The sequence below is a fragment of the Synechococcus sp. R55.7 genome, from assembly GCF_047461955.1.
In the GTDB taxonomy this organism is placed as follows: Bacteria; Cyanobacteriota; Cyanobacteriia; order Thermostichales; family Thermostichaceae; genus Thermostichus.
Genome location: NZ_JANSIC010000268.1, coordinates 1 through 3,077 on the forward strand (window position 1 = coordinate 1; position 3,077 = coordinate 3,077).

The window sequence follows — 3,077 nt, forward strand, 5'->3', positions numbered from 1 at the left end:
AGATCCTTAGTCCTAAACTTAAAAGGGGTCAGCCATGCCGCGCAGCATGAAGAACGACAACTTCATTGACAAGACCTTCACCGTCATGGCCGATCTAATTCTGAAACTGCTGCCAGGGGTGAGTTCTGAGCAAAAGAAAGCCTTTGCCTACTACCGGGATGGCATGGCCGCTCAGAGCGAAGGAGAATACGCCGAGGCCCTAGAAAACTACAGAGAAGCCCTTGCCCTCGAGCAAGGGGAAGAAGACCGCAGCTACATTCTCTACAACATGGGCCTGATCTACCAGAGCAACGGCGAACTGGACAAGGCTCTGGAGTACTATCACCAAGCTCTGGAGTTGAACCCAAGACTTTGCTCTGCTCTGAACAACATTGCCGTGCTGCTGCACCACAAGGGCGAGCTGAGCCTGCAAGCCGGGGATGAGGAAACAGCAGAGGCCCTGTTCAACGAGGCTGCCCAGTACTGGATTCGGGCCATTCGCATTGCCCCCAACAACTACATCGAGGCCCAAAACTGGCTGAAAACCACCGGGCGCGCCAACCTGGAGGTGTACTGAGCCTTCCTGCAGAAGGACTCCGTTCCGCTAACGCGAACGGTTGCGCTCAACTACCCTAGACTAAGTTAAGTCGATAACCTGGGAGCCGGAGGAGAGGATGCTGAAACGGGAAGAAGTCCAACATGTTGCTCACTTGGCTCGTCTGGAGCTGACCGAAGAGGAAGAGATCCAGTTCACAGAGCAGCTAGCAGACATCTTGGCCTACGTGGAGCAACTGAAGGAGCTGGACACGGAGGGGGTAGAGCCCACCTTTCATGTCCTGGACATGGAACTGCCCACTCGCCCCGATGAAGTTGAGCCCTACCCCGATATCGAAGGGATCCTGGCCAACGCCCCTGACCGGGCAGACATGTTCTTCAAGGTGCCCCGCATTTTGGAAGGGGAAGACTGACATGGGTCGGCAGGGATTCGAACCCTGGGCCAATCGGTTAAAAGCCGAGTGCTCTACCGCTGAGCTACCGACCCAAGTTTGCAGCTTCGTCATATTAGCAAAGCTTCTGTCACATTCGCAAAGGTTCTGGCCGTATCCCCAAAAATCTTGCTATGCTGGACTCAAGTCAACCCTGGGGCTGTAACGGTTTCGACGGGGTGGCGAACATGGGTTCATGAGGCAGGTCGGGATTGAGCTTATCCCGTTACCACCAGGCTCAAAAAAGTACGTGCGAACAACGTCGTACCCTTTGCTCGTAAAGCGGCTGCTTTGGCTGCCTAAGGCTCAGTAACCGAAAACTTACTCTGAGCTCGAGGATCTGCTCACGACCCCGTTAAGTGGGCGGATCACAACCCCAACGGGTGCAGCTCTCTACTCTGGCTCCGTCGAGGGAGAGACTAAGATTAGGCGGAGAACTCCCATCGCCGGGATCCAAACGGCGATCCCCGCCTCGAGGGTCAAAGAGGCTAAACCTGTGAATGAGTGATCCCTCAGTACCCATCTCGGACACGGGTTCGACTCCCGTCAGCTCCATCTCCCAGCAGTTAACTACGAGCCAAAAACTGCCAGCTTTCAGCCATGCCCTAGGAGCAGATCCTGCTCAGTTTCTAAAGGTTTTACGGAGCGTGGGCGAGTTTGATGACAAGGTGCCGGTTTTTGTCCACCGCAACCCAGCCCTGCTGGCGAAAGCGGTTTAGGAGACGGGTAATGGTGACCCGGGTAGTGCCGATGGCATTGGCCAAGTCCTGGTGGGTAAGGCGCACTTGCAGGCGCACCCCTGTTGCAACCGGGGATCCCAGCTCCACAGCCAAAAGGGAGAGCAACTGGCGCAGCCGATCCTCTACCCGCCGCCGTCCGGCCAAGGCGAGCAATGCTTCGGTTTGGCGCAGCCGACGCACCACCTGCTTGAGCAGCCCTTGACTCAGGATCTCTGAGGCTTCCACCTCTGCTGCCGGCAGCCGCAGCACATCAACTGCCGTCAAAGCCTTAGCTTGGTAGGGATCCAGCATCGTCAGAGGGGATCCCAGGGGCATGGAGGGGCCGGCAAACCCCAACAACGCCTCACCGCCATTGGGATAGAGGGTGGTCAACTGTACCACGCCCCGACAGACGATCACCCATTCCTCAGGAAACAGAGGGATAACCTGGCCAGGAGTGTAGGGAGATAAACTGCGGCTTCGGTAGAGGTCTTCTAGCAGCTGGCGCTCCCGTGTGGACAGGCCGGCAGCAAAATGGCTAGGCATTGCTTCAGGCATAAGCTGGCTCCGCTAGGGAAACTGGGCGCACCGGTCGTTGGGCTCCCTTCTACAAACCAACAGCAATGGTCTGGCCGTCAATGCTGAGGTGGGGGCGAGAGATAAGTGTTCCCGACAACACCTTAGCGCTTGCCTTCCAGCCTGAGGTAAAGGCAAAGTTATGCACAGGTTAAGTGTGGCTGCCTCGAGAGAAGAGACAAAAGGAGAACCCGGCAAAGCTGCAGGGATCCGGATCCGGTAGGATCGGAAGCAGGGTGCTCCGCACCGCCGACGCGAAAGTGTTCAAGCCCTCAGGAGATCTGTCGTGACGCTGATGGTTCGTGTGATTACCCCCGACCGCACGGTTTGGGATGCCCCCAGCGAGGAAGTGATCCTCCCTGCCACTTCGGGCCAATTGGGCATTCTCACCGGGCACGCCCCCCTCTTGACCGCCATCGGCAATGGCGTTATGCGGGTCAAAGCCGATGGAAAGTGGTTGGCCATTGCGGTCATGGGCGGATTTGCAGAAGTCGAAAATAACGAGGTAACCGTCCTGGTCAACCGAGCAGAGCGGGGTGAAAAAGTGGATAAGGCAGCGGCTCAGGCCCTCTTGGACGAAGCAAGCAAAGTTTTGAATACCAGCAGCGACAAGCAAGAGCGCTTGCAAGCCAAGTTGGATCAACAGCGAGCCAGGGCCTTGATCCAAGCTGCCGAGATGGGCAGCAAGACTGGAAGCTGACCCTGTCCCGGCGCGGGATCTGCAGATGGAGCTCAAGCTGCAGGAGAGATGGAGGGGCTGAGGCGCAGCCAGGGGGCCATTTTCGATCTTTGGGGATTGGCTTTGTTAGCTAGACCG

At 57.2% G+C, this 3,077-nt stretch carries 4 protein-coding genes, 1 tRNA gene and 1 other RNA gene; 4 read left to right on the top strand and 2 right to left on the bottom strand.

Going from position 1 to position 3,077, the window contains the following annotated elements:
* Window positions 1-34: 34 nt before the first annotated feature.
* Window positions 35-556 carry a photosystem I assembly protein Ycf3 gene (locus NW820_RS11480; protein ID WP_011433796.1) on the top strand — a complete coding sequence of 174 codons (522 nt, stop codon included), beginning with the start codon at window positions 35-37 and terminating at the stop codon, window positions 554-556.
* Window positions 557-653: 97 nt separating this feature from the next.
* Window positions 654-947, top strand: coding sequence for an Asp-tRNA(Asn)/Glu-tRNA(Gln) amidotransferase subunit GatC (gene gatC, locus NW820_RS11485; RefSeq protein ID WP_414350806.1), 294 nt, complete (start codon window positions 654-656; stop codon window positions 945-947).
* Between the two features lie 2 nt (window positions 948-949).
* Here gatC and NW820_RS11490 read toward each other — a convergent pair.
* A tRNA-Lys gene (locus NW820_RS11490) sits at window positions 950-1,021 on the bottom strand.
* 100 nt (window positions 1,022-1,121) lie between these two features.
* Here NW820_RS11490 and ssrA point away from each other — a divergent pair.
* Window positions 1,122-1,523: a transfer-messenger RNA gene (gene ssrA / locus NW820_RS11495) on the top strand.
* Between the two features lie 80 nt (window positions 1,524-1,603).
* Here the strand turns inward: ssrA and NW820_RS11500 are convergent.
* On the bottom strand, window positions 1,604-2,242 hold the full coding sequence (locus tag NW820_RS11500) for a Crp/Fnr family transcriptional regulator (protein ID WP_011433798.1): 639 nt from the start codon (window positions 2,240-2,242) through the stop codon (window positions 1,604-1,606).
* 304 nt (window positions 2,243-2,546) lie between these two features.
* On the opposite strand from NW820_RS11500, the gene atpC reads away from it, so the two are divergent.
* Window positions 2,547-2,960: an ATP synthase F1 subunit epsilon gene (gene atpC, locus NW820_RS11505; RefSeq protein WP_011433800.1), complete on the top strand. Its 414-nt coding sequence runs from the start codon at window positions 2,547-2,549 to the stop codon at window positions 2,958-2,960.
* The last annotated feature ends 117 nt before the right edge of the window (window positions 2,961-3,077 follow it).

What these genes read in the sequence shown, in the direction of transcription:
- NW820_RS11480 (WP_011433796.1), top strand. Translation starts at nt 35, where the DNA reads ATGCCGCGCAGCATGAAGAACGACAACTTCATTGACAAGACCTTCACC.
- gatC (WP_414350806.1), top strand. Translation starts at nt 654, where the DNA reads ATGCTGAAACGGGAAGAAGTCCAACATGTTGCTCACTTGGCTCGTCTG.
- NW820_RS11500 (WP_011433798.1), bottom strand. Translation starts at nt 2,242, where the DNA reads ATGCCTGAAGCAATGCCTAGCCATTTTGCTGCCGGCCTGTCCACACGG.